The following is a 24,502-nucleotide window of genomic DNA, read 5'->3' as shown; positions in this document are numbered from 1 at the left end:
TTAATTATATTTTTTGGGTAATTTGACGAAAAAAGTTGTTCCAATAGTTAGCTGACTCTCAATCCAAATTTCACCTTTATAGTTATCTACAATTCTTTTTACAATAGATAAACCAATTCCTGTAGATTTTTCATTTTTGGTAAACGATTGAAAAACTTTGAATATTTTTTCTTGATTTTCTAAGGCAATTCCAGGACCATTATCTTTGATTGAAAAAATAAAATGCTCTTCTTCTTCTGTAAAATCGACTTCCACCAATCCGTTTATTTTATCGATGTAAGTCACCGCATTGCCAATTAAATTTTGAAATAATTGTTGAATTCTGTATTTATCTGCAATAATTGTTGGTAATAGATTTTTAATGCTCACTTGAATATTATCTGGTATATGAATAATATTGATGATATTCTTTACTACATCATTTACATCTATTTTCTCACTAGAAAGGTCTAGTGTATCCATTTTAGAATACGTCAAGATTCCTTGAATTAAGTGATCCATTTTTTCTACTTTGCTTTCAATCATTTTAAGATACTCAACAGATTGCGGACTAAATTCACCTATATTATCTTCTTTAATCCAAGAAATTAAGGAGTGAATACTTCGCAAAGGCGATTTTAAATCGTGGGAAACAATTTGCGCATATTCGTTTAGCTGTTCATTTTGTTTTTCTAACCGAACAAGTAATTGTTCTTTTTGTAATTCAAGCGATTTTTGTTGTGTAATATCGAGGTGAACACCTATAGAACCAACAATCTCTCCGTTTACATTATAATTTGGAGCACCACTTATCATCCAAAATTTTGTCTGCCCATCTTTAGTTTTAGCAGTAACTTCATACGAATCAGATATGCCTGAACTTCGCATTTCATTTTTTGTTTGGATGACTTTTTTATCACTAATATTAGAGAGCAAATCAGAAGCTTTTGTGCCTATTAAATCAAGTAAAGTATAACCACTCATTTCGCAAAAAGATTGATTTGCCAATAGAATTGTATCTTGATTATCAACTTCCAACAATCCCATATTCATGTTGGCAATAATGTTGCTGTATTTTTCTTTTTCAGTTTTTATACTTTCGTAATATTTTTTCTCTAAGCTAATATCTTCTTCGATAGCAAAATACTTTATCAATTCACCATTCTTATCTTTTAATGGTTGACCTTGAATACGAATCCAATATTTATTTTTAGATTTTGAGTAATTTAATATTTCACAATTAAATGATTCACCGGCTTTTATTTGATCTCTTAAGTACTTTACTGTATCTGGGTTTGATTCTTCACCTTGTAAAATGGAACCAGGAGTTTTGCCAATAACCTCCGCTAATTTATAACCGGTTATATTTTCGAAACTATTATTTACCCATTCTATTTTACCATCCTTATCACATATAATTACTGCATTTATATTAACGTCAGCAATTGAAGATAGAATTTGTAATCGTTCTTCTTTTATTTTTTCTTTTGTTACATCATCAACCATAGCAAAATATTGAATAGTAGTTCCATTTGCATCTTTAATAGGTTGACCTTTTGTACGCGACCAAAACGTTTTTCCTGACTTAGTTTTATGTAAAATTTCTACATCAAATGGTTCGTTATTTCCAAAAGCCGCTACCATTTTTCTAATCTGTTCAACACTTGATTCTGGCAATCTCCCAATTTCTACTGGTGTTTTGCCATAAATTTCTTCTTTTGAATAACCAGTTAAATTTACATAAGCATCGTTGCACCAATATATTGTTCCGTCTGGTTTTGTAAAAACTACGCCATTATTATTAGCACTAGCAACTACAGAAAGTTTATTGAGTTCTTCTTTATCTTTCTTAAGAAGTTTACGTTGATTGTTTAAAGTTTGAAGTAATTCTTTAAGTTCTTCGTTATTTATTTCTTGATTTTTTAATACATGTAATAAATCTAATAACGGGTCATGAAATGCAAAATCATGAAGCGTAAGTTTCTTATCTACAACATCTTGTATAGAACTAAACCATGGTGTACCTACAAAAAGATAATTATTATGAAACGAATTTATTTGACCTCTTAAAGAAATGGAAGCATCAATTTTAGGATTGAAAATCACCAATTGATTGAACGTTTGATTAATATTTTGAATATTTAACTCATCGAAATGAGGTCTTTGAAATTCAAATAAATCAACAAAACTGCTACCTATAAATTCTTTAGGCAGCAGTTTTGCTAATGATTTTCCTATACATTTTATTTTTAATTCTTCATCAATTAAAATGTAAAAAGGAAAAATTGAATTGAATTCGTCTACATTAAAATTGAATTGAAAATTGCTCATTTTTTACCAGCTTACTTTAAAAATTTCGTGTGAATCTCCATCGTCACGAGTTTGCACTAGTTCAATTTCAACAGGAGTGTTAAACATTTTTCCCAATCCTTGAATTAAACCACGCACAAAATCTTGCAATCCTTCTCTTTTAGAAAAGTAATGTAAGTTAAGACTTTTTTCTGAAACTTCACTAACTTTAAATTCTGGTGGTGTAAGTTTTGGATAAATAAGCATTACTCGATTGTGAAATAAAGGTAAATTTACTAAAAATTCTTTTAAAGTTGAACCGCCAGATTCCATTAATCCAGCATATTTTTCTTTTGTAGTTTTCATTACCCACCATTCACCAAAAGCAATTAACACATCTTTTACAGACATGTTCATTTCTTCAGAAACTGCACCAGCTAACTTATAAGTAATATCATCATCATAGGCTTCACTACTGATAAAGAAATCTTCTTCTATACCACTTCGCTCTCTGATGTCTTCCCATTTTTGTTCTCCAAAATTTGTAATTACTAAATCTTGAATAGCTTTGTTTACAATTCCGTACATAATATATGTTTTATTGTGAAATTAGTTCGTTAATACTCCAATAATCAAGCAGCTTCTTAATTCGCTCCATGTAATCGTCGTATTTTAAAGGTTTAAGTAAATAGCCAGCAATTCCTATTTTATAGCACTCTAACAAATCTTTATGGTTACTTGAAGTTGTTAAAACTATAGAAGGAATAAACTTTAACGATTCATCGTTTTTAAGAATTCTCAAAAACTCCAATCCATTAAGTTTAGGCATATTTAAGTCAAGCAAAATAATATCTGGTATAATCTCTTTAATTCTAAGAATTTCAAGAGCTTCTTCACCATTATTTGCTTCAATAATTTTGTGATTCAAGTTAAGAGTTTTAACAACTCTATTGAATTTCATCACTTCAATAGTGTCATCCTCAATTAAAAGAATATTCAGTGATTTTATCATTTTTAAATTTTGCGTATTTATCCAACATCAAAAGTAGTTCAAACCATATCGATTTACTTATTATTTTCGTTCGTCTAACTATAAGTGTAGACGAATGGTAAAAAAGTATAGACGAATGGTTTTCAAAAAGTAGTTAACTATAAAATCATAAATTAATAACAAAATTGAAGTAATAACTTTTGTCGAATTATGTCTACATTAGCAAAAACAGCACTTTTAAAGAAATCGGATGAAGTGTAAAAAAATACGTTTATAAACCTATGTGATTTTAAAATATAAGAATTATCTTATTTAAAATTTATTGTTTTATTTCACTTTGTACTTTTTTTGTCAAACTTGCAAACACCAAATCGTAAGAATGATTTATAAGTTCCAACATCATTTTATTAGAAACATCACCATTAAAATCGATAGTATTCCAATGAATTTTACTCATGTGATAACCCGGATTTATGGCTTCATATTCGGAACGAAGTTCTAATGCCTTTTCTGGATCACATTTTAAATTTAATGATGGCGTTCCATTTTCCCATTCTTTTAACGAAGTGAGACAAAACATTTTTCCACCAACTTTAAATACTAAAGTGTCTTCATCAAAAGGAAAGTGCTCGGTTACACCTTTTTTGGACAAACAGAATTCGTAGAGTTGTTGAATATTCATATTTATTATTTAATAATTCGTTCCATTAATTTCTCTGGATTATCAACAGAAGTAAATCCAAATTTTTTATATAAAAAATGGGCATCAAGAGTTGCTAATCCCCAAATTTTGATGTCACTCAATAAAGGTTCATCAATAATTGTCCTCATCAAAATTGACGAATATCCTTTTCCTCGATGTTCATCAATAATAAAAACATCCATCAGATAAGCAATAGAAACTAAATCGGTAATCACTCTTGCAAATCCAACTTGCTCATTATCATAATAAATACCAAAACATAACGAATTATCAATTGAAACTTGAACAGTTTCTATTGTTCTGTTTTTTGCCCAATAGGTATCTTTCAAAAAGTTTTGAATGAACGGAACATTGAGTTTTGTTTTATCTGTTGAAACTGTAATCATAAATCAAGAAGTTTTAATTACCTTTTCCATCATTTTTTCAGGATGAGCTAAACTATTAAATCCGAATTTCTCATATAAAAAATGTGCGTCAGATGTTGCTAATCGCCAAATTTTGACTTCTTGCAATTTGGGTTCGCTCATCATGGCGTTTATTAAAATTGATGAATAGCCTTTTCCGCGATATTCATCAATTATAAAAACATCCATTACATAAGCAAAAACTACATAATCGGTGATTACACGGCAAAAACCTATCTGCTTATCGTCTAAGTAAATTCCGAAACAAAACGAACTATCAATTGTAGTTTGAACTTCTTCCATTGATCTACCTGCAGCCCAATAAACGTCTTTCAAAAAGTTTTGAATAAACGGAATATCAAGTTTTGATTTGTCTGTTGAAACTGAAATCATATTTTATACAAAATAGGTTTTGATGGCGAAGCATCATTTTCAAACGAAGCAATTTGTAGATTTAGTATATAATTTCCGTCTTGAATAGTATCTTCTACAAAAATCATTTCTGTAATTGTGCAATTCAATCGTGCATCGTCGTTTAAATTATTTACATTTTTTACATTCCAAAATGCTTTATGCGCCAATAATTTTCCTTCGTCTTCTTCTCTATCCACACTTGGCAAATCGATTAATAAATGTTGAATTCCGATTTCTCGGATGTAAATTGCTGCTTCTTCTGCTAAATATGGCGGATTGGTTTTGGAATAATTTTTATGCTTTTTCGATTCTGAATTTGATAATGTTCTGATTATAATTGCTTCAGGAATTTTTCCGTTTAATGCTCTTTCTATTTGATTTTTTGTAATTACCAAATCACTATTTATATCTTCTGGTGTAATCGAAATTAATTCAGCTTTGAAGAAAAACTGTTTCAAACATTGATTTATCGAATAAAAATCTCGCGTAATGTGTCCGAGACATTCGGTGTGCGTTCCGTGACCGTGTGGATTGAAGAAAATATTATTGAAATTGGTCGAACTTCCTTCGGAAACTTTTCCTATCCAATCGCCAAATTTTACTGGTTCAATTTCGGGTTTTTCAATGTACCACGCAATCGGATTTTCATCAGTATTGGATAATGGAATGGAAATATCAATTGGTTTTGATAGGTCGACTTGATATTTATTGTCAATGAATGCAATCATAATGGAACGCGGATTTAACGGATTTTCAAACGCGGATTTAACGGATTTTTCTGCTTTACTTTTACTCCAAATTTAATAAAAATAAGTCGGAAGCAATTCCGTCACTTAAAAATTTACCTTTTTTGGTAGTTCGTAAAATGTTTTCATCTACAAAAAGTAAATGATCTTCAATATATTTCGCTGCTTGTTGGTTAATATAGTCTAAATAGGTTTTGCCAAATTCAGTTTCAATTCGGTCTAAAGAAATTCCCCAAATGGTTCGCAAACCTGTCATAACATATTCGTTATATCTATCGGTTTTAGATAAAATTTCGGTTTCTGATGGTAGTTTATTTTCGGATATTGATTTTAAATATAATGAATTATTTGACACATTCCAACCTCGTTTTTCACCGTCGTAACTGTGTGCCGAAGGACCAATTCCGATGTATTTTTTGCCCAACCAATAACTTGAATTGTTTTTAGAAAAATAATTTTCTTTTCCGAAATTTGATAATTCATAGTGAATAAAATCATTTTCGGATAGTTTATCGACCAAAATCTGAAAATGTTCCTGAGCCACTTCATCGTCTGGCTGTGGAATTATTCCTTTTTGAATAAACGAATGCAAAGCGGTTTTGGGTTCAACCGTCAAAGCATAACTTGAAATATGTGAAATATTAAAAGACAAAGCTGTTTCGATATTCTTAAGCCATTTTTCGTTACTCATATTAGGAATTCCGTAAATTAAATCAACCGAAATATTATCAAAATATCGTGTTGCAAATTCGAGACATTCTTTAGCTTCCGCAGAATTATGAGCGCGATTCATCATTTTCAAATCGTCTTCAAAAAACGATTGAATTCCGATAGAAAGGCGATTGATTTTGTTGTTTGACAATTCGATAATTCGTTCTTTCGATAAATCATCTGGATTGGCTTCAACCGTAATTTCAGGATTTTCAGTTACATTATAATTAGAATAAACTGCATCAATTAACAATTTCAAATCAGAAATTTCTAAAATACTCGGCGTTCCACCACCAAAATAAATGGTTTCAACAACTTCATCTTGAAACTCACTTTTACGCATTTCAATTTCTTTAGCCAATGCCAAAACCATCTCGTCCTTTTTCTTCAATGAAGTTGAAAAATGAAAGTCGCAATAGTGACACGCTTGCTTGCAAAAAGGGATGTGTATGTATATTCCTGACATATTTTTAGTGTTCAGTGCTCAGTGTTCAGTGCTCAAAACTGCCAACTGAACACTGATTACTGAATACTATTTTTTTACCCGAGATTCATTATTTTTTACAAAAGCATCCCAACCTGAATAACTTTTTTCGCCAACTACTTTTCCTGAGTTGAAGAAATGGCAAACGGCTGCTGCCAATCCATCAGTAGAATCTAAATTTTTTGGTAATTCTTTTAATCCTAAAAGTTGTTGTAGCATTTTAGCAACTTGCTCTTTGCTGGCGTTTCCGTTTCCGGTTATTGCCATTTTTATCTTTTTGGGTTCGTATTCGGTAATTGGTATTTGACGTGATAACCCTGCAGCCATAGCAACGCCTTGAGCTCTTCCAAGTTTTAACATGGATTGAACGTTTTTTCCAAAAAATGGTGCTTCAATGGCAATTTCATCTGGATGATGCGTTTCTATTAACTCGATGGTTCTTTCAAAAATGACTTTTAATTTCTGATAATGGTTGTCGTATTTACTCAATATCAACTCATTCAACTGCAGAAATTCCATTTTCTTGTTGACTACTTTTATCAATCCGAAACCCATGATGGTTGTTCCTGGGTCGATTCCTAAAATTATTCTTTCGTTTGCCATATTTTGCCACTAAGACGCTAAGTCACAAAGTTTTTTGTAATGAGTTTCCAAAACCAGTTAGGAAACGAAAAGGGTTTTCCTTTACTTTGCATCAATGATTACAATTCCTCACAAAGCTAAACAATTCTTGGTTTTTTCAGTCAAACTTTTGATTGTTGTTGGTGCATTTTATTTTATTTACAACCAATTGGCTTCCAATGACAAATTGGAATGGGATAAATTTTTGGTTTTATTTCATAAAAATCAATCATTTGCTGGAATTTCGTTTATCTTATTTTTTAGTTTTTTGAATCGTTTTTTTGAAATTCTGAAATGGCAAAATCTGGCTCAAGTTGTAAAACCTATTTCTGTAAATGAAGCTACGAAACAAGTTCTTGCCGCTCTAACTTTAGGAGTTTTTACTCCGGTTGGCGTTGGTGAATATGCTGGAAAAGCATTGTATTTTGAGAAAAAAGATACTAAGAAAATTATTTTTCTGAACTTAATTTGCAACGGCGTTCAAATAGTCGCTACTGGAATTTTTGGTATTCTGGGCATGATGATTTTAGGCTATTGGCTTTGGAGTTTTGGAATAATAGCTTTTACAATTGCCTTCTTTCTGTTTTCTTATTTCACGAAAAAAATCAAAATTAAAGGCTATTCTATTGAAGATTTAATTGAAAAAATTAATGAAATTCCGAAGAAAATTCATCGTAAGAACTTGATTTTAGGATTTTGTCGTTACTTGGTTTTTTCGCATCAATATTATTTCTTGTTTTTGGCATTTGATGTCGATTTGCCTTATTCAACTTTAATGGCAACTATTACAACTGTCTATTTTTTAGCTTCAGTTGTTCCGAGTTTTCAGTTTTTGGACTTTGCATTAAAAGGAAGTTTGGCGATTTATTTCTTTGGATTGCTTGGCGTTAACGAATGGATTGTGGTTTTTGTTACGATGCTGATGTGGTTTTTAAATGTGGTTTTGCCTGTGGTATTTGGTAGTTATTATGTTATGATTTTTAAGGTTTTGCCACAAAGACGCTAAGTCACAAAGATTTTAATAAGATTGAATTATTTATCTTTTTATTTTTTTAAATTCGTGTAAAATAGTCACTTATGATTGAAATAGTATTATTCGTTGTTTTGGTAATTTATGTTGTGTTTATTTTGCAACTGATATTTGGCTTTGATAAGGTCAAAACTTTTGTAAGAACGGATGAAAAACCTGTTACTAAATTCTCGATAATTGTTCCGTTTAGGAATGAAGAAAAGAATTTACCGAAACTTTTAAAATCAATTTCTAAGCTAAATTATCCAAAGGATTTATTTGAAATTATTCTCGTTGATGATTTTTCAACCGATGCTTCTGAACGTGTTTACATCAAATGGAGAATGGAAAATGGATTGATTGAAACGACTCTTTTAGAAAATTTACGTTTATCCAATTCTCCGAAAAAAGATGCTATTTCCAGAGCTATTCCGATTTTGAAACATGAATGGGTTGTAACAACTGATGCCGATTGTACAGTAAATAAAAACTGGCTGTTGACTTTAGATGATTTTATTCAAAAAAATAACGCCGAAATGGTTGTTGGCGCTGTGGTTTATAAAACTAAAAACAACTGGTTTCATCAGTTTCAGCAATTGGATTTATTGAGTTTGCAAGGAACTACGATTGGAAGTTTTGGCATTGGAAAACCATTTATGTGCAACGGAGCGAACTTTGCTTACACAAAAAAACTTTTTAATGAAATTGGAGGTTTTGGTGGAAACAACAAAATGGCAAGTGGTGACGATGTTTTTCTTTTACAAAAAGCATTAAAAAATCATACTGATAAAGTACACTACATAAAAAACACAGACACAATTGTAAAAACAAAACCCGAAAATGATTTGTACAAATTGTTTATGCAACGTGTGCGATGGGCAAGTAAAACAACTGGATATTCTGGATATTATTCTAAAAGTTTAGCTGTTGTTGTACTGGCAATGAACTTGAGTTTGATTGTTGGTTTGTATTTATTGATTACAAATTCTCTTAACTGGAAAACTTTACTAATTGTCTTTTCAGTTAAATATTTTGTGGATTATTTATTGCTTTTGAAATCGAATCAATATTTGAGAAAAGGTAAATTTATTTTTCCGTTGGCTAGTAGTTTGGTTTATCCTTTCTTTTCGAGTTTTGTTGGACTCTACTCGCTTGTTGGAGGTTTTACTTGGAAAGGAAGAAATTTTACTAAATAATTATTTTTCAGTCTTGATTATAACTGGTAAAACAAATTGAGTTTTTACAGGAATTCCGCGTTTTATGGCTGGATTTACTTTCGGAAAATCCACTAATTTTACTCTTAGAATACTATCAATTTTAATGGTATCATAAGCGACAGTATCTTTTGGAAATTGTGGCTCAAATTGCATTGAAGCATCAGGATTGACCGTAACCCTAACCTCTATTGTGTCTAATTCTGGATACAAAATAGATAAAGTATCTACACTTAGCTTTTGTTGAATTGTACTCGCTAAAAACTCAAAAAAACATTGTTTACGTAGTCTTTCGTCTGAAATGGCTTCACAGTCTGCAACAGATGGATACTCATCAACTTCTTTCCAATTGATTTCCTTCATTTCTTTTTCCAACAATTCTTGTTCAGAAGGCACTTGCTTCTCAAAATATTGACAAGAAACTAAAGAAATTAACAAGATATAAGAAACAATTTTTTTCAAAAGATTATGGTTTGGATTTTAAATACTCAGCATAGCTTTTATTGAACCATTCTTGCTTTGCTTTATCAGATTCTTCTTTTTGGTCTTTATACAAAAGTCCTAATTTTTCTGAATAAATAGCAATTTTAATGGTATAAGTATAATATTCTTCTTTAGTCAAAGTAATTTTACTGTCAGATTGCTTCTGAAAAAACTCAAAAAACAAAGTGTCAAAATCTTTTTTATCAAAAGAAAGTACTTCTTTTTTATACTTTGTATAAAGTGTTTCTTTTATAGCAATATCTGGGTCTACAGATACTGTCTGTTGCCCAAAAGATTGACTTGTGACACAAAAAATTAGACTAAAAAATACCGCTATTTGAATTATTTTTCTCATATTCGTTTTCAAAAATACTAAAAATTTATTTCAATGGATATTATATTAGTTGTTCTTGGGTTTCTATGTTGTATTCTTGGCTTATTAGGAAGCTTTCTTCCTGCTTTACCAGGACCTCCTATAAGCTGGTTTGGCCTTTTGTTACTATACTTAACAAGCTTTGTAGAAAATAATTATTGGGTTCTTGGAATAACACTCGTGTTAACCATAATTATTTCTGTTTTAGATTATGTTATTCCATCAAAAGGAACTCAAAAATTTGGAGGAACTAAATATGGTGTTTGGGGAACCAATATTGGATTAATCATTGGATTATTTTTTCCGCCGATAGGTTTTATTATTGGATTGTTTGTTGGAGCTTTTATTGGAGAATTGATTTATAATTTTGACGATAAAAAAGGAGCTCTAAAAGCTGCTACAGGAGCCTTTATTGGATTTTTAGTATCTACATTTATGAAATTTATGGTTTGTTTGTCCTTTCTAATTTTATTTCTTTTTGTAGCTGTAAAAAACTATTTTTAAAATTATTTGTTAAAATATAACTTGGTGCTGTGTAACTTAGTAGTATTTTGTGATATTAAAAAATAAATTCCTTTTTGGTACTGTGCATCAATGGCATTTTGACCATTTCTCAATTTTATGGTTCCAATTTTTTGTCCTAGAAGCGAATAGATAGCAAATTCAGTTTCTTCATCTAAACCACTAACCATAAGCTCGCTATTGTTGTTTTGAAAAATTTGTACTTGATTTGAAGTAAAACTTTCGTTTTGAAGGTTTTCATTTTGAAACAACCAAAGGTAAGCTGCTGCAAATTCGCCTCGCCAATAGACTTCTGTATGGGTTCCGTAACTATCAAACTTGCTAAATATATTTGAAGAACTCACGCCCTTACTAGAAAAATTAGATTGAATTGTATTGATATTGGGAACCATTGTAGTAGATTCGTTTTGGCCTGCAACAAAGTACAATCGTAGATTTTCTAGATTATTTGTAGTAGACGAAATATACGAACTCATGCTAGATAAAGAAAACCAATAAGCCGGACTAAATATTCCGATTTTAGAAAATAAGTTTGGATATTTAACACCACCATAAGTAGCAATAAATGCACCCATAGAGCTTCCTAATAAGGCATTAAACTGTGGTTGCGGCTTTGTTCTAAAATTTGAATCAATATAGGGTTTTAGCGTTTCGCCTACAAATTGCATATATAAATCGCCTTGACCGCCGCCGTACTGTGCATTATTCCAAGGCGAATATTCGTTTAACCTCTCAGCACCGCCATTATCTATTCCTACTACTATAGCACCATAATTTCCTTGCGCATGCAACGAATTTAGCGTTTCATCAATTTGCCATTCTCCAGAAAAAGACGTTAAATTATCAAATAAATTTTGGCCGTCTTGCATGTAGATTACTGGATACGTTTTTGTAGTTGTGTAATAATCTGGCGGAAGATAAATCCATATTTTTCTATTTCTATTTAACTGTGGAATAAAAAAACTAGGATTGAGAATTTGCACATTACTTGAAGCAGTGCTGTTAGAGCCAGAGCCAGAAATATCTTCCCAAGATTGAACGTTAAGATTTATTACTTGAGGACTTCCTGTAAAGGTAAAAGTTCTATTTGGCAAAAAGCCGCCAGAGGCATTCCCTTCCACTGTTGCCCAACTGCCTCTAGTAAATTTAAATTCAACAGTGCCTACTCCTTCAGGAATTACTATAGTCCTTGCGCCCAAACCATCGGGTTGCATAATGTGTGATGCACTCATCGCATTCCAATTATTGATTGTGCCTGCCAAATAAATGGTTGCATTTGATGGCGTACTAGTGGGAACAGAAGTAATTCGTAATGTTACTTGTGCTGCAGAATAACAAAAAAAGAATAATGAAAGTACTAGAACCAATTTTTTCATGTTTTGACCTATGTTTTAATTTACAACTATTTAGCAGTTTATTTTATCTCTATACAAGTTAATTTTACCTTTAAATCACTACATTTCTTAATTTTAGAATTTACATTTTAAATTTCTGATGATTTAAAAAACTAGTATATTTAAATAAATATACTTTACAATAGTCCTTTAGAAATTCTGTTGAAAAATTATTATTCTATTTAAAGCTTTAAAAACAATTTTTTAAATCACTAAGATAGATAATTAAATTAATATTTGGAATAATTACAAAACCAAAAAGACAAGACCACTAAACTATTTGTTTGTTAAAAAACAAAAAAGCCATCCACAAAAGTGGAAAGCTTTTCATTGGTCTAACTACTAAACCGTGCTACGAGTTACAAAGTCGTAGCGAAACAACACAACTAATTTTGAATGACCTTAAGAACTTTAACAATTGTTCTTGAATTCATTTCATATGCTTTTTGGGCAAAAAAGCACTTCATTTCTGAAGTGCTTTTCCCAATTTAGCGGTCTGGACGGGACTCGAACCCGCGACCCCATGCGTGACAGGCATGTATTCTAACCAACTGAACTACCAAACCATCGCTTTATTGCGGTTGCAAATATACATACGTTTTTTATTTCTGCAACTATTTTTTAAATTTTTTTTCAATTAATTTCAATGAAATCAACCAAAGTTTTGTTTTTCAACCAAGTATGTAGTAAGAATTTTTTCAAAATTTGCTCCCACATTTACTGGAACATACTTAATTTTGTTCTGAGCACAGGTTAATGACAACTTTTTGAAGTACTCTGAGACGTTTTTTTCATACTCTTCTTTAATATTTTCAGCATATAAATTGATAATTTCACCAGACTCTACGTCAATAAACTTTCTTGGCGTGTTGTCAAAATTGAAATTTAACTCGGTTTTTTCATCAATTACATGAAAAACTACTACTTTATGTTTGTTGTGTTTTAGATGCTGTAACGCATTAAAAAGCTGCTCTTGATTTCCGTCTTGAAACATATCTGTAAAAAGAACAATCATAGAACGACGATGCATCTTTTCAGCAATTAAATGGAGATAAGTAATAGTGTCAGTGTTCTTTGGAGTCTTAGAATTTTCAAGTAAATTTTCTAACTGATTTAACAACATTCTATGATGTCTATCGCTTCCTTTTTCTGGTGCATAATATTCGTATTTGTCTGAAAAAACACTTAATCCAACGGCATCTCTTTGTTTTTTTAGCAAATTCATTAAAACTGCCGAAGCTAGAACCGAAAAACCAATTTTACTTTCATAAAAAGGTTGATCACTTTTCAATTTTGGAAAATGCATTGAAGACGAATTATCAATAATCAAATGACAACGAAGGTTGGTTTCTTCTTCAAATCGTTTGGTATATAACCTATCGGTTTTGGCAAAAAGTTTCCAATCAATATGTTTGGTGCTTTCTCCTGAATTGTAAATTTTGTGTTCAGCAAACTCAGCAGAAAACCCATGAAATGGTGACTTGTGCATTCCTGAAATAAACCCTTCGACTACTTGATTAGCAAGTAATTCAAGATGTTTGAAACCTGATATTATTTCCTTTTGTTCTTCTATCCTCATAGTTCAAATGTAAATAAAAGTTTAAGAGTTTAAAAATTTAAAAGTTTAAAAGTTTCACAAAGTTGTATTGAAAATTGATTTTTACAAAAATGGTATACTAATTAGCCCTGATGCAAGGGAATATCCTTTTTTTATTGCCTCGGGTTTAAACCCGAGGCAATAAAAAAAGATTGGAAAGGCAGCAGGAATAGGGATTACTGAAGATGCCCGAATGATTCGCTACTGACATTCATCAGCATAAATCATAAAAAAACCCTTCAAAAATTTCTTTTCAAAGGGTTTCAAAACAATTATTATTAATTTATTATAGTAATGCGTCTATAGCATCTGTATAAGTTTTCTTTGGAGCAACACCAACTTGGCGACCAACAACTTCTCCGTTTTGGAAAATTAAAACCGTTGGAATGTTTCTAACTCCGTATTTTGCAGCAAATTCTTGATTGGCGTCTACATCTACTTTTCCTACTACAGCTTTACCTTCGTATTCTGCAGAAACCTCATCGATAACTGGTCCAACCATTCTACATGGTCCACACCAAGCTGCCCAAAAATCTACTACTACTGGTTTGTCTGATTTTAATACTACTTCATCAAAAGTAGCATCTGTTATTGCTAATGCCATATTTTTTTATATTTAGTTTATTAATTTTGAAGTACAAAGATAAAGAAACATTTCGCTTCTGAATTGTAACTTACATTACTTTTAACTATTTTTTTATTGAAAGAATTGATGAATTTAATTTTCAAGTGACTTTAAAACAGCAAGCAACATTTCACCTTTCAATCGTTTTGTGTAATTTGGATTGATGTATAAAAACTCAATTTCTCTATTTTCATCCAATATATATACCGATGGAACTGGAAGAAAACCCGGATTTTTCCCTTCTGAGTATTTCTCTAATTTTGGCTTTTCACGTTTAAAAGCAATTCCCAAAGCCTCAGAAAATTTTCCATCACTATCTGAAAATAATTGGTAGCTTAATTTGTCTTCTTTGGTAGTTTCTTTTAAAAATTTTGGAGAATCTGGACTGATTGCAACAATTTGATAACCTAATGCAATTATTTGATTTTCAATTTCTTGCATTTCCATTAATTGCGAATTACAATAAGGACACCAACCACCACGATAGATAATCAAAACAGTTTTTTTGCTGAAAATCTCACTAGTAGAAACCGCTTTATTATCAACAGAAATCAAATCTTGTTTCGGAATTTTTTCACCAATTAATAATGGTGAAATATCTTCTGCTTTCTCTGCAATTTGCGCCGAACTTATTCCAGAAATTGCTAACAAAATAAAAAGGAACTTTTTCATATATGCTTTTTTTCTAATTTATTTAGCAAAGATAATGCCGTCAAAATAATTGGAATGTAAGATGGATGACATTAGTGGATTTAATTGCAATTCTAAACTAATTTACTAAAATTTTAACCGCTAAAATGTGTTTGCAATTTCCTCTTTCATTTTGATGATCCAAATACCATTTACATGTACATCTTGATTTGTTATCATCAATAACAACCGTATGTGGAATTCCGTCACTACCTTTTACATTTGCTTCTACTTTACTTGGTGATTGATTAATAATCTTAACATCTTCATCTTGAAGCAATTTTTGTGCGTTTTTTAATCTTGGATTTAGAGATAAAATTCGTTGCATTTTAAATGGCAATCGTCTGTAAAAATGTTGATTTTCTATTAAATCAAAACCTAACATTCCCATACTTGATAGATTTGCAATTAAAGCATCTGATGAAGTAAAAGAAATATCATTTTCTATTGCCATCATTGAAGGTTGGAATAATTTATTGGGCTCTAATTGATTATTTAAACTCATTACCCAATCCAATGGAATATCAGTAATTAAATGTTCTAAAGCCTTTCCTTCTCCCGAAAAACCGCGATAAGCATCGGCAGAAAAAGTAATTGTAAATCTCAAATTTGATAACATTAGAACAAAAGTGCTTGCTTGTTTATCTTCACTTTGATAAATAAACATACTGTCAATAAAAGGAAGCAAATTATCAATTAATCGCAATCTATGTGCAGAACCAATTCTTACGGATGCCTCACTTTCTAAAGTTGAAAACATGTATTTATTAGCTCTTTTCACTATAAATAAGTCACTTTTAATTGACTTTGGAAATGACTGAAATAACTGAATTGCATTGATTTTATTAAGTTCAAAAACCAAATTCATTTCAGATAAATAATGTTGAACACTTGTCAATCCTTTTATCCAACGATTGGGCAAAGCTACTTTTTTTTCAATATTTTTCCCTTTATCGGTACTTATCGTTACTTCTTTGCTTCCGACTGATAAAATCATGTTTTCTTCTTTTTTAACAGAAGATAATGCGTTAATCATCGGTTCATTAAAATCTACATTGGTAGTGCCGCTCGCGATGAATTCACCATCAACATGATTGGGCATTAAATCTAAACGCGCATAAACACCATTACAAGAAGAAAATCCTTCAAATCGAATTTGCTCATTTCCTGATGTTACAATTGGATCTCTTAATGCGGCCAATTCTTGAGCAGTTAATGCAAATCTAGAGCGCACCGTTTTTGAAATTGTAGTTAAACATTTTGCCACCAAAAAAGGTTCTTTTATTCTTCCCCAAAAGAAACATGGAATGGAACTTATCTCCTGAATTTCTGCATGATGCGACAAACTCAAATCAATGTCTTTTTCATTTCTTATTAAGGACGAAAATGCATGATTACTTATTTCTACTTCACTAAAATTGTTCATAGAATTATAATTTTAAAAGGTTGTCAATTAGTTTTTTTAATGTTGCGTTATGTTTCCACTTTTCAAGAGATGCTTTCAATTCTTCTGATAAAGACTCATTAGATTTCACTTTTAAATCATATAAAGTTTCAACTAACTTCTTGGTATTTGTTGGCGCTTTTTCTTCTTTTGTAAAGGCTATTAAAAGTTTTTCAATTGTAAATATTAAAAAATTATTATGCAAAGAACTCACATTTTTTAACATTGATAAATTCTCTATATAACGTTGAATGGTAGCATATTTTGATTGGTGCAATTCAATAATTCTTAGAGTAAACTCTTCCCAATCTAATTGCTTATTTTCAATAAGATGCAGGACAACTTCTGAAGAAAGTAAGCGTATCTCTTTCTTGTCTGCCAATTGTGAACAGACTAAGAACCAATTGGAAAAATAACCTATGTTAAAATAAGGTTGAAGCATCGTTTTCAATACTTCAGAAGAAGTTATTTCTGAGAAAAAACTAGCTCTTCTGTACTCATCTTTATATAATGCTGCAAAAATTGGTTCGGTGTAAAAAGGCATCAATCCAAAATAAGTCTTGATGTCATAAACACTTAAACCTTCTGAATAATTATAGGCATATTCCCAATAATCAGTATATTTCGTTTTTGGGTTTTTGATGTTGTATGAATAATAAAAATAAGTTTTTTCGTTAGTTGTTTTAAAATTAGAAACTAACTCTATTTTCTCTTCATACTTGGTTGTTCTATAATAATCTAGATAAGTGTAAACAACTGATTCATTTGACAAATTAGCCTTACAATCTGAAAATGCAAAAGGAATATCTTTGTAAATTGAGTTTTGCAAAGCATCAAAATGATGAAAAGGCAGACGCAAACGTGAAGTCATAATTGCGCAATCGTAAAATGATTTATCTGTTATTTCAAATTGATTTAACAGAATGTTTTCTGAAACTTTATCGAGTTTTTTGTGTTGTTGTGCAACAAAACTAACAGCTTTTTGAAATACATTTCTTTTCCCTTGAGATTTATTTTGAGACAAGAGATTATTTGCTTTCTCTAAAGCTACTTCATCATTTTGTTCGGATATTATTTCAAAAAGATTTTTATATTTTTCTGATAGTTTATTAATCAATACTGACGATTCTGAATCAAATTTCCTAATCATTCTATTGATGGCAATCATCAAATCATAATGGTTGATTTTTACATTCTTTATTTCATAATTTATCAATCGTTCCAACAAAGTATTTGCTTCAATAAAACAAGGATAATGCGTTGGCATAGATAACATCGAAACATTCTTTTTAGAATTATAAAGGTTCAAAATATATTCTATCAAATGCTTTCTTATTAAGAGCAGTTTATTGGATTCATCATCGTCTGAAAAATTAACTTTACTTGCTCCATTATTCAGAATTAAATTAATCAAAACTGTCAAATCATATCGAGCTGCTTTTCCTTTATAATTTTCGCTTGCTGACTTATTATATATTTTCAATTTTTCAGAAAAATCAGATGGAAACAAGTCTTTTTGAGTTAAAAAAGCATTTAAAACCAATTCAAAATCAATTGGATTATTTGAATTTATTGCGTTTCCGATAGCGTAAAAAATATCATCCCAATTCTCAAAAACTGAAATTTTTCCAAATTCAAATGCTGTTTTTTCATCATGAAAATTATCCATTTGAAAATCTTCGAATTCTGCATCGCTTTCTCCAATCAAAAAAGACAAATCTTTAGCTATAGAACCTATCATTTGGCTCTTGTATATAGATAAATTCTCAATTAGTTCAACATCTTCTTTATTAGCATATTTTACAATTAAATTAGATGCTCTTTGCTGTACTTCATAATCGTTTATTATAAAAACTTCAGTGGTTTTTTGAAGAATTATTGGTATCAAACTGGAATCAAGTTTGGCATATTTTTCAAAAATTTGAAGAATAGAAATTATGCTCGTTTTAGCATCAAAATTACTTAAAATGCTTGATGTCCATTCTAAAAACTCAGACTTATTAAATGCGTCGTCGTCAAAAGCAATTTTTTTTATGGTTTTTACAGCAAAATTAAAAACAATTTTATTGGATATTGGAAGTAATAAAAACAACTGATTTTGAAATGAAATCAATTCTTGATTCGTTGGCTTCAGATTTTCTAACAATGTTCTGAAAAATCCTAATTGTCCATTATTCCAATTTTTAGCTTGAATATCTATACATTTTTCTATCACAAAGTTTCGATCAATTTTTCCTTGAGCAACCAACAATTCTATGATAGAAATCCATGCTTTTTCTTGCTTTTCACCTTCAATAAATTTTGTAGAATAATTATTTATATTGGTTGGATAATCAAACAATAGAGGAATATCTCTTTGGTAAGACAATTTATTTTCAAAGAGAAAATTTGCCTCGATTACTTTACTATAACCCCAAAATTCAATATTTGAAAGACATAATGCAAAAAGTTCTTGATTGTAATTAATGTATTTTTTTTCTTCAAGATAAAGTAGTTGCTGATAGCTGATTCTTCCCCATTCCGATTTAAGTGTTTGTTCGAGAACAAAATCATTTAACCAATTTGGTTTAAAATGAATTATAATATTTTCAACAAAACTTAACTTAACATTTTTTAGTAGTGAATAAACTTCAGTCCAAGATTTTACATCGGTTTTACTCATTAATGCCATTGCTGACATAGCAACAATATCTATTTGAATATCCGTTCCTCTTTTACCCCAAAGTCCTCTCTCTTCATTAAATTCATTGAGAAATTTTCTGTATAATTTTAATTCTTTTACAAATTGTGATTTAATACTTTTATCAATTAATTTTAAAAAATCAAAAACAGAGAAAATTGCTTCTGCTTCTAAAATTTTATTGTAAAATTCTATTGCATGTTCAAACGAGTTTAATTGCTCAGGAAGTTGAATGACATTAAATTGAATAACTTTAAAACCTTCTTTTAAAAGTTCTTTTTCCTTGTTTTTGAAATATATAATTGCTTCAGATTCATTATCAAAATTGTATGTATAAAAATCATTAAAACTTGAATACAAAACCACATTTTCTCTCTTTTCTATAATTTGAGAAAAACCATTTTTATTTTTATAAAAACGAATCCATTCCATATTTCTATTAATTCAATTTAAAATTCACTTGCAACTTCTCTAATTGCTCCAATAATTCTTTTGAAATTTTCACTTTTAGCTTTCTGCTTTTCATTTCTAATGAAGTTATTTTGCGTATTTCCTCAACTTCTGTTTTGGTGATTTCCATCGCAACTTCTTCTTCATTATCGGTTTCAACTTCAATGATTTCGTCTTCTGCCTCTGATTCATCATCAGTTAATTCAGCTGAAGGAATTGGCATTGGAGCAGCAACAGTTTCTATCGTTCTTTTAACAATTTCGGTTTCTACTACTTCAAAATCTACTTGCTTATCGCCTTCATTTTGTTGAAAAACAGCACTCAATTGTTGAATTAAATCTTGTTTTATATCTTTAATATTGATTTGAACTGCTAATTTTTTGGCAAAAGTTGGTAAAACATCAGCTAATAATTTGGCATCAAGAAAAGTGATTCGCGGATCAGATTTCTTTCCGGTTTCGCGGTTTACCCAACCATCTTTTACATTAATCTTAAAATAAATAAACTGATTATTCACTAAGAAATGACGGAATTTCAAATACTCTTCATCAAAAATTCTAAAATCATAACTTTCGTCATATCCTTCTAGAGTGAACATTGCCCAATCTTTACCGTTTTTTCCTGTTCGATATTGCACATTTGTTACGATACCTCCAAAGGTTAGATTTTTACCAATTAGGTTTCCTAAACTTTTTAAATGAGTCAACTTAACATTACAGAAATAATTCATTTCAAATCGATAATCGTCAAGCGGATGTCCCGAAATGTATATTCCGACAACTTCTTTTTCTTTGGCTAATTTTTCCATTGTGCTCCATTCTTCACATGGTGGCACAACTGGTTCGGCAATTTGAACATCACTAGCTTCACCAAATAAACTCACTTGTGATAAATTTTCATTTTCTTGAAATTTGGAACCAAAACGCATGGCTTTTTCTAAAAATGTAATTCCTTCTCCTTCAATGTGGAAATATTGCGCACGATGTGTATCAGTAAAACAATCAAATCCTCCGGCATAGGCCAAACTTTCAAAAGCTTTTTTATTAGCTGAACGCAAATCAATTTTTTTAGCCAAATCAAATATCGACTTGTAAGGCGCATCTTTTCTGCTTTGAACAATAGTATCCACAGCATTGGCTCCAACGCCTTTAACGGCACCCATTCCGAAACGCACGGCATTGTTTTCGTTTACCGTAAATTTATAAAATGATTCATTAACGTCTGGACCAAGAACTTGCAATCCCATGCGCTTACATTCTTCCATAAAGAACGAAACTTGCTTGATATCGTTCATATTATTGGAAAGCACCGCAGCCATATATTCTGCTGGATAATGTGCTTTTAAATAAGCTGTTTGATAAGCAATCCAAGCGTAACATGTGGAGTGCGATTTATTAAATGCATAACTTGCAAAAGCTTCCCAATCCTTCCAAATTTTTTCCAAAATTTTAGCATCATGACCTTTTGCAGCAGCTTGTTCGACAAATTTTGGTTTCATTTTATCCAATGTTGGTCGGTCTTTTTTACCCATTGCTTTACGCAAAACGTCGGCATCACCTTTAGAGAAATCGGCTAACGATTGTGACAAAAGCATTACCTGCTCTTGATAAACTGTAATTCCGTAGGTTTCTCCCAAGTATTCTTCGCAAGCATCTAAATCGTATTTTATTTCTTCTTCCCCATTTTTTCTACGAACGAAAGAAGGAATATATTCCAATGGTCCAGGACGATAAAGTGCGTTCATAGCAATTAAATCTCCAAAAACAGTGGGTTTTAAATCGCGAAGGTATTTCTGCATTCCAGGCGACTCGTATTGGAAAATCCCAACCGTTTCACCTCTTTGGAATAATTCATAAGTCTTAACATCATCAATTGGAAAAGTATCTGGATCTAATTGAATTCCGGTTCTGTATTTTACTAATTTGACTGTGTCTTTTATTAAGGTAAGGGTTTTCAAACCCAAGAAGTCCATTTTTAATAATCCGGCACTTTCAGCTACCGAGTTATCAAATTGGGTTACATATAATTCAGAATCTTTGGCTGTTGTAACTGGAACAAAATTCGTAATATCACTTGGCGTAATAATCACACCGCAAGCGTGAATTCCTGTATTACGAAGCGAACCTTCCAAAACTTTAGCTTGCTGAATGGTTTCACCTGACAATTCTCCGTCGTTAGCAATCGCGATTAATTCTTTTACTCTATCAAATTCATCGGAACGTAATGCTTTTTTGACGTCTTCTTCTTTTTCAGAAATGAAACGCGCCAAATTCCATTTGGAAGGCATCATTCCTGGAATTAATTTTGCAATTCTATCGGCTTCAAAAAGTGGTAAATCCAATACACGAGCGGTATCACGAATAGCCGATTTGGTTGCCATTTTACCATAAGTGATAATTTGAGCAACTTGATTGGAACCGTATTTATTGATTACGTAATCCATAACACGACCACGACCTTCATCGTCGAAATCAATATCAATATCGGGCATTGAAACCCTGTCTGGATTTAAGAATCTCTCAAAAAGTAAATCATATTTAATTGGGTCAATATTGGTAATTCCTAAACAATAAGCCACCGCAGAACCTGCTGCAGAACCACGACCTGGACCAACAGAAACATCCATTTTTCTAGCTTCGGCAATGAAATCTTGTACAATTAAGAAATAGCCAGGATAACCCGAATTAGAAATTGTTAGTAATTCAAAATCCAATCGCTCTTGAATTTCTGGAGTAATTTCGCCATAACGTTTTTGCGCACCTTGCATGGTTAAATGACGTAAATAGGCATTTTCACCTCTTACTCCACCATCAGCTTCATCTTCTGGATTTAAAAATTCTTCAGGAATAGTAAATTTTGGAAGTAATACATCGCGATACAACGAATACGTTTCAACTTTATCAATAATTTCTTGAACATTGATGATGGCTTCAGGTAAATCAGTAAACAATTTTTTCATCTCGTCTTCCGATTTGAAATAATATTCCTGATTGGGCAATCCATAACGATAACCTCTACCTCTACCTATTGGTGTGGCTTGTTTTTCACCATCTTTTACACATAATAAAATATCGTGTGCGTTTGCATCTTCCTTATTTACGTAGTAAGTATTATTTGTAGCAACTAATTTTACTTTGTGCTTTTGTGAAAACTCAATCAAGGTTTTGTTGACACGATTTTCGTCCTCTTGATTGTGGCGCATGATTTCTAAATAAAAATCATCTCCAAATTGTTCTTTCCACCAAATTAGTGCTTCTTCAGCTTGATTTTCTCCAACATTTAAAATTTTACTAGGAATTTCGCCATATAAATTTCCTGATAAAACAATGATATCTTCTTTGTATTGCTCTACTACTGATTTATCAATTCTAGGAACGTAATAAAAACCATCGATGTAGGCGATAGAAGACATTTTGGCTAAATTGTGATAGCCTTTTTTATTCTTAGCTAAAAATACTACTTGATAGCCGTTATCTTTTTTGGTTTTATCTTTATGATTGTCACAAATATTGAACTCACAACCTACAATTGGAATAATTTCATTGTCAGATGGTTCTTCTCCGTTTTCAATTGCTGCTTCAATTTTTGGTTTTACTGATTTATTGTGATTCATAACTGCACTTACAAAATGGAAAGCACCCATCATATTTCCGGTATCGGTCATGGCTACAGCAGGCATTTTTGTTTTTGCAGCAGCAGCAACTAACGAAGGAATTCCGATGGTAGATTGTAAAACAGAAAACTGGGAATGATTGTGTAAATGAGCAAATCGAGATTGTTTAAAATCTTTTTTATCAGCATCAGAAATAGATGTTTGAACCGTTTCTTCTCCACTTTTTTGAAGTTTTTTTCTGATTTGTTCAGAAGCTTCTTTGAGGTTGATATGTTTTAATCCAATAAGCTGAATTGATCTTGGATTTTTTAATTGAAAATCTTCAAAATATTCTGGTTCAACATCAAGTTCTTCTTTGGTAAAAACTTCTGTACGAATTAATTCTAAGAAACAACGTGTTGTAGCTTCAACGTCGGCAGTTGCGTTATGTGCTTCTGCAAATGGTTCGTTGAAAAGGTATTGATGTAATTCTGTTAATGTAGGTAATTTAAATTTTCCGCCACGTCCACCTGGAAGTTTTAATAACGATGCGGTAACTTCGGTACAAGTATCTAAAATCGGCATTTGCGACATTGGAGAACTGATTCCCATTCGGTAGAATTCGCAACCCATGATGTTGATATCAAACCCAACGTTTTGTCCGACAATATATTTAGCTTTGGATAACGCTATGTTGAATTTCTCCAACATTTCTTTAAGTTGGATTCCTTGTTCTTGAGCTAATTCGGTAGAAATTCCGTGTATTCTTTCGGCATCGTAAGGAATATTGAAACCTTCTGGATTGATAAGATAATCTTGATGTTCAACAAGATTTCCCATATCGTCGTGCAACTGCCATGCAATTTGAATACATCTTGGCCAATTGTCTGTATCAGAAATTGGTGCTGCCCAACTTTTTGGTAATCCTGTGGTTTCGGTGTCGAATATTAAATACATTTGAAAGTAATTAGTGATAAGTGAATAGTAATTAGCAAGAAAAAACTAATTAATAATTACATTTTCAAAAGTACATTTTAAGGAAGAGATTGTCAATTTTAGTTATTAACAAAAACAAAAAAAACCATCC

At 31.1% G+C, this 24,502-nt stretch carries 21 protein-coding genes, 1 tRNA gene and 1 pseudogene; 4 read left to right on the top strand and 19 right to left on the bottom strand.

Translation table 11 applies throughout. The features are described 5' to 3' along the window. The 5 genes from ACIQ06_RS03175 to ACIQ06_RS03155 all read right to left on the bottom strand — a co-directional run bounded on the left by ACIQ06_RS03175 (position 1) and on the right by ACIQ06_RS03155 (position 4,291). Positions 1-2,310 (bottom strand): PAS domain S-box protein, encoded by a 2,310-nt coding sequence (locus ACIQ06_RS03175; RefSeq protein WP_396143838.1) that lies wholly within the window; start codon positions 2,308-2,310, stop codon positions 1-3. 3 nt (positions 2,311-2,313) lie between these two features. Continuing rightward, positions 2,314-2,856, bottom strand: a complete 543-nt coding sequence (locus tag ACIQ06_RS03170) for a heme NO-binding domain-containing protein (protein WP_396143837.1) — start codon at positions 2,854-2,856, stop codon at positions 2,314-2,316. 10 nt (positions 2,857-2,866) lie between these two features. Continuing rightward, positions 2,867-3,280, bottom strand: coding sequence for a response regulator (locus tag ACIQ06_RS03165; protein ID WP_396143836.1), 414 nt, complete (start codon positions 3,278-3,280; stop codon positions 2,867-2,869). A 298-nt stretch (positions 3,281-3,578) separates the two neighbouring features. Further along, entirely contained in the window at positions 3,579-3,941 is a 363-nt protein-coding gene (locus ACIQ06_RS03160) for an MmcQ/YjbR family DNA-binding protein (protein WP_396143835.1), read from the bottom strand. Positions 3,942-3,946: 5 nt separating this feature from the next. Then, positions 3,947-4,291 (bottom strand): GNAT family N-acetyltransferase, encoded by a 345-nt coding sequence (locus tag ACIQ06_RS03155; RefSeq protein ID WP_396143834.1) that lies wholly within the window; start codon positions 4,289-4,291, stop codon positions 3,947-3,949. On the opposite strand from ACIQ06_RS03155, the pseudogene ACIQ06_RS03150 reads away from it, so the two are divergent. Further along, positions 4,274-4,336 (top strand): annotated as a pseudogene (locus ACIQ06_RS03150) (hypothetical protein); the annotation flags it as partial. The gene ACIQ06_RS03155 and the pseudogene ACIQ06_RS03150 overlap by 18 nt on opposite strands. 15 nt (positions 4,337-4,351) lie before the next feature. Here ACIQ06_RS03150 and ACIQ06_RS03145 read toward each other — a convergent pair. The 4 genes from ACIQ06_RS03145 to ruvC all read right to left on the bottom strand — a co-directional run bounded on the left by ACIQ06_RS03145 (position 4,352) and on the right by ruvC (position 7,324). Continuing rightward, on the bottom strand, positions 4,352-4,759 hold the full coding sequence (locus ACIQ06_RS03145; RefSeq protein WP_396143833.1) for a GNAT family N-acetyltransferase: 408 nt from the start codon (positions 4,757-4,759) through the stop codon (positions 4,352-4,354). After that, on the bottom strand, positions 4,756-5,508 hold the full coding sequence (locus ACIQ06_RS03140; RefSeq protein ID WP_396143832.1) for a cyclase family protein: 753 nt from the start codon (positions 5,506-5,508) through the stop codon (positions 4,756-4,758). Before ACIQ06_RS03140 ends, ACIQ06_RS03145 begins: the two co-directional genes overlap by 4 nt. Positions 5,509-5,569: 61 nt before the next feature. Continuing rightward, entirely contained in the window at positions 5,570-6,703 is a 1,134-nt protein-coding gene (gene hemW / locus ACIQ06_RS03135; RefSeq protein WP_396143831.1) for a radical SAM family heme chaperone HemW, read from the bottom strand. A gap of 66 nt (positions 6,704-6,769) precedes the next feature. Beyond that, positions 6,770-7,324 carry a crossover junction endodeoxyribonuclease RuvC gene (ruvC, locus tag ACIQ06_RS03130; RefSeq protein ID WP_396143830.1) on the bottom strand — a complete coding sequence of 185 codons (555 nt, stop codon included), beginning with the start codon at positions 7,322-7,324 and terminating at the stop codon, positions 6,770-6,772. Between the two features lie 94 nt (positions 7,325-7,418). Between ruvC and ACIQ06_RS03125 the strand changes: the two genes are divergently transcribed. Both ACIQ06_RS03125 and ACIQ06_RS03120 read left to right on the top strand, forming a co-directional pair. Beyond that, on the top strand, positions 7,419-8,348 hold the full coding sequence (locus ACIQ06_RS03125; RefSeq protein WP_396143829.1) for a hypothetical protein: 930 nt from the start codon (positions 7,419-7,421) through the stop codon (positions 8,346-8,348). Between the two features lie 71 nt (positions 8,349-8,419). After that, entirely contained in the window at positions 8,420-9,547 is a 1,128-nt protein-coding gene (locus ACIQ06_RS03120) for a glycosyltransferase (RefSeq protein WP_396143828.1), read from the top strand. Here ACIQ06_RS03120 and ACIQ06_RS03115 read toward each other — a convergent pair whose 3' ends face one another. After that, complete coding sequence (locus ACIQ06_RS03115; protein ID WP_396143827.1) at positions 9,548-10,027, bottom strand: hypothetical protein; 480 nt, start codon at positions 10,025-10,027, stop codon at positions 9,548-9,550. Positions 10,028-10,031: 4 nt separating this feature from the next. Then, positions 10,032-10,403, bottom strand: a complete 372-nt coding sequence (locus tag ACIQ06_RS03110) for a hypothetical protein (RefSeq protein ID WP_396143826.1) — start codon at positions 10,401-10,403, stop codon at positions 10,032-10,034. Between the two features lie 33 nt (positions 10,404-10,436). On the opposite strand from ACIQ06_RS03110, the gene ACIQ06_RS03105 reads away from it, so the two are divergent. Further along, the gene (locus ACIQ06_RS03105; protein ID WP_396143825.1) at positions 10,437-10,925 is read left to right on the top strand and encodes a DUF456 domain-containing protein; all 489 of its coding nucleotides are present in this window, start codon (positions 10,437-10,439) and stop codon (positions 10,923-10,925) included. Between the two features lie 2 nt (positions 10,926-10,927). Here the strand turns inward: ACIQ06_RS03105 and ACIQ06_RS03100 are convergent, their stop codons facing one another. The 8 genes from ACIQ06_RS03100 to dnaE all read right to left on the bottom strand — a co-directional run bounded on the left by ACIQ06_RS03100 (position 10,928) and on the right by dnaE (position 24,372). Next, positions 10,928-12,319, bottom strand: coding sequence for an alpha/beta hydrolase-fold protein (locus ACIQ06_RS03100; protein ID WP_396143824.1), 1,392 nt, complete (start codon positions 12,317-12,319; stop codon positions 10,928-10,930). Between the two features lie 510 nt (positions 12,320-12,829). Beyond that, positions 12,830-12,903, bottom strand: a tRNA-Asp gene (locus ACIQ06_RS03095). A gap of 86 nt (positions 12,904-12,989) precedes the next feature. Next, complete coding sequence (locus ACIQ06_RS03090) at positions 12,990-13,916, bottom strand: DUF58 domain-containing protein (protein ID WP_396143823.1); 927 nt, start codon at positions 13,914-13,916, stop codon at positions 12,990-12,992. Between the two features lie 304 nt (positions 13,917-14,220). After that, on the bottom strand, positions 14,221-14,538 hold the full coding sequence (gene trxA, locus ACIQ06_RS03085) for a thioredoxin (protein WP_035128033.1): 318 nt from the start codon (positions 14,536-14,538) through the stop codon (positions 14,221-14,223). 114 nt (positions 14,539-14,652) lie between these two features. Continuing rightward, a complete protein-coding gene (locus tag ACIQ06_RS03080; protein WP_396143822.1) occupies positions 14,653-15,231 on the bottom strand; it encodes a peroxiredoxin family protein in 579 nt (192 codons plus the stop codon). Positions 15,232-15,328: 97 nt separating this feature from the next. After that, positions 15,329-16,675 (bottom strand): SWIM zinc finger family protein, encoded by a 1,347-nt coding sequence (locus tag ACIQ06_RS03075; RefSeq protein WP_396143821.1) that lies wholly within the window; start codon positions 16,673-16,675, stop codon positions 15,329-15,331. A gap of 4 nt (positions 16,676-16,679) precedes the next feature. Then, positions 16,680-19,805 (bottom strand): DUF6493 family protein, encoded by a 3,126-nt coding sequence (locus tag ACIQ06_RS03070; protein WP_396143820.1) that lies wholly within the window; start codon positions 19,803-19,805, stop codon positions 16,680-16,682. A 7-nt stretch (positions 19,806-19,812) separates the two neighbouring features. Beyond that, the gene (gene dnaE, locus ACIQ06_RS03065) at positions 19,813-24,372 is read right to left on the bottom strand and encodes a DNA polymerase III subunit alpha (RefSeq protein ID WP_396143819.1); all 4,560 of its coding nucleotides are present in this window, start codon (positions 24,370-24,372) and stop codon (positions 19,813-19,815) included. Between the last annotated feature and the right edge of the window lie 130 nt (positions 24,373-24,502).

This window comes from Flavobacterium sp. (assembly GCF_044341265.1).
Classification (GTDB): domain Bacteria; phylum Bacteroidota; class Bacteroidia; order Flavobacteriales; family Flavobacteriaceae; genus Flavobacterium.
Note: the sequence above shows the minus strand (reverse complement) of the source record. Positions and strands in the feature narration are given on the sequence as shown.

Bases quoted from the DNA above. Each gene is read 5' to 3' on its own strand.
- ACIQ06_RS03080 (WP_396143822.1), bottom strand. From the start codon at position 15,231: ATGAAAAAGTTCCTTTTTATTTTGTTAGCAATTTCTGGAATAAGTTCG.
- ACIQ06_RS03120 (WP_396143828.1), top strand. From the start codon at position 8,420: ATGATTGAAATAGTATTATTCGTTGTTTTGGTAATTTATGTTGTGTTT.
- ACIQ06_RS03070 (WP_396143820.1), bottom strand. From the start codon at position 19,805: ATGGAATGGATTCGTTTTTATAAAAATAAAAATGGTTTTTCTCAAATT.
- ACIQ06_RS03125 (WP_396143829.1), top strand. From the start codon at position 7,419: ATGATTACAATTCCTCACAAAGCTAAACAATTCTTGGTTTTTTCAGTC.
- ruvC (WP_396143830.1), bottom strand. From the start codon at position 7,324: ATGGCAAACGAAAGAATAATTTTAGGAATCGACCCAGGAACAACCATC.
- ACIQ06_RS03160 (WP_396143835.1), bottom strand. From the start codon at position 3,941: ATGAATATTCAACAACTCTACGAATTCTGTTTGTCCAAAAAAGGTGTA.
- ACIQ06_RS03075 (WP_396143821.1), bottom strand. From the start codon at position 16,675: ATGAACAATTTTAGTGAAGTAGAAATAAGTAATCATGCATTTTCGTCC.
- ACIQ06_RS03165 (WP_396143836.1), bottom strand. From the start codon at position 3,280: ATGATAAAATCACTGAATATTCTTTTAATTGAGGATGACACTATTGAA.
- ACIQ06_RS03170 (WP_396143837.1), bottom strand. From the start codon at position 2,856: ATGTACGGAATTGTAAACAAAGCTATTCAAGATTTAGTAATTACAAAT.
- ACIQ06_RS03110 (WP_396143826.1), bottom strand. From the start codon at position 10,403: ATGAGAAAAATAATTCAAATAGCGGTATTTTTTAGTCTAATTTTTTGT.
- ACIQ06_RS03140 (WP_396143832.1), bottom strand. From the start codon at position 5,508: ATGATTGCATTCATTGACAATAAATATCAAGTCGACCTATCAAAACCA.
- ACIQ06_RS03100 (WP_396143824.1), bottom strand. From the start codon at position 12,319: ATGAAAAAATTGGTTCTAGTACTTTCATTATTCTTTTTTTGTTATTCT.
- trxA (WP_035128033.1), bottom strand. From the start codon at position 14,538: ATGGCATTAGCAATAACAGATGCTACTTTTGATGAAGTAGTATTAAAA.
- hemW (WP_396143831.1), bottom strand. From the start codon at position 6,703: ATGTCAGGAATATACATACACATCCCTTTTTGCAAGCAAGCGTGTCAC.
- dnaE (WP_396143819.1), bottom strand. From the start codon at position 24,372: ATGTATTTAATATTCGACACCGAAACCACAGGATTACCAAAAAGTTGG.
- ACIQ06_RS03175 (WP_396143838.1), bottom strand. From the start codon at position 2,310: ATGAGCAATTTTCAATTCAATTTTAATGTAGACGAATTCAATTCAATT.
- ACIQ06_RS03105 (WP_396143825.1), top strand. From the start codon at position 10,437: ATGGATATTATATTAGTTGTTCTTGGGTTTCTATGTTGTATTCTTGGC.
- ACIQ06_RS03090 (WP_396143823.1), bottom strand. From the start codon at position 13,916: ATGAGGATAGAAGAACAAAAGGAAATAATATCAGGTTTCAAACATCTT.
- ACIQ06_RS03145 (WP_396143833.1), bottom strand. From the start codon at position 4,759: ATGATTTCAGTTTCAACAGACAAATCAAAACTTGATATTCCGTTTATT.